Origin of the sequence: Collinsella aerofaciens, assembly GCF_039752955.1 — a bacterium.
Lineage (GTDB): Bacteria > Actinomycetota > Coriobacteriia > Coriobacteriales > Coriobacteriaceae > Collinsella > Collinsella aerofaciens_BI.
Genome location: NZ_JBDMHB010000092.1, coordinates 1 through 1,025, shown reverse-complemented (window position 1 = coordinate 1,025; position 1,025 = coordinate 1). Strand labels below are relative to the sequence as shown.

The following is a 1,025-nucleotide window of genomic DNA, read 5'->3' as shown; positions in this document are numbered from 1 at the left end:
CCTCTAGGTAATCCCCAAGCTCCTTGTGCATGCTCTGGTAGAAGCTGCGGGGGCACATCTTCTTGTAGTTGAAGCGCCCATCGAGGATGGGCGTGAACGGCACGTGCATGTGGTCGCGGGCGGGCGTGCCGTCCTTCAGCACCTCGTCCTTGTGGACGTACCCGCCCATCATGTTCTCGATGCCGAACTTCTTCGACAGGTACCAGTACGTCAGGCGGAAGAACCTGTCCTCATCGCCCTTGCGCACATTGTCGGGAAGCGTCACAACAACGTCAGCCATAACGACCGCATCCTTGCGCGTGGCGCGCTTCCCTGCGGCCTTCTGGGCTTCGTTCACGCGCTCGATGCGACTCTCCACCGTGCCCCAGTTCGGCTCGCCCTCGCGCGGCTCCACACGCCCCACAACGAGCTTGCCGTCCTTGTTCGTGTAGTGGCCGACCACCAAGTCGTTCTTGATGCGCTCGGGGTCGATGTTGTCGCGCTCCAGGCTGCTGCGGTCGCGGCGGTAATGGGCGAGCATGTGCCCGACCGATGGAGCCTTGTATTTCGCGATGTGAGCCATGGAAACCTCCGAGCCGTACAGACTTAATCGACTAAAGTCTAGCACGTTAGACCTTAGCTACGCTAAGGACGTGCCCTGCGGGGCTTCTCCGCAATCCTCCCAGCGGTCGAGATTGCTGCGCGTCATCGGTGGCGGCACCTCTTCCTTGCCCGCTCGGCTCCGCCGAGATGGAGGGGTTTCACCCCTCCAAACCACCCCGACGTATCGGTATCGGATTCCCATGGGCGAGGTCGTAGTACCTCGCCCCCCTGTGGTCATTTGTCATTTGTCATTTGTCACATTATTTTTCGGACGTAGTTAGCGAAAAATAATGAGCCGCCCGATTCTGCAGGTCTCATCCAGTCGAGACACGGGCAAGGAAAGGGTCGATGGAGCAGAGCGTCCATCGACCCTTAATCAAGTCTGGTCTATTCGGTTGGCCGTCGCGTCAATTCCGCAATCCGTGAACGAGTCGGCTTAGATC

At 59.3% G+C, this 1,025-nt stretch carries 1 protein-coding gene; it reads right to left on the bottom strand.

Annotated elements, in window-relative coordinates; genetic code table 11:
- Positions 1-562, bottom strand: a 562-nt coding sequence (locus ABHR75_RS09930) for a plasmid recombination protein (protein ID WP_346964240.1), incomplete at its 3' end; no start/stop codon positions are given.
- Between the last annotated feature and the right edge of the window lie 463 nt (positions 563-1,025).